Below are 211 nucleotides of genomic sequence, written 5' to 3' on the forward strand. Positions count from 1 at the left end.
TTTACGAGCTCGATCAAGTGGCCCATTGGTTCTCCGACGCCGGGTTTCAGGTTGCCGCCGGTCGACTCCGAATGCGCTTTGTTCCCATCGCCCCTGGGCACCTCAACGAAGGTCGGTTGCTCGACGTGCTCGACTACTACTACAACCAGAAGATCTTGCTCCGGTTCAGCCGTCCCTAGTCCGCCTCGTTCCCGGGTAGCCTGCGGGTCGA

Source organism: Mycobacterium sp. (assembly GCF_008709575.1).
Taxonomy (GTDB): Bacteria; Actinomycetota; Actinomycetes; order Mycobacteriales; family Mycobacteriaceae; genus Mycobacterium.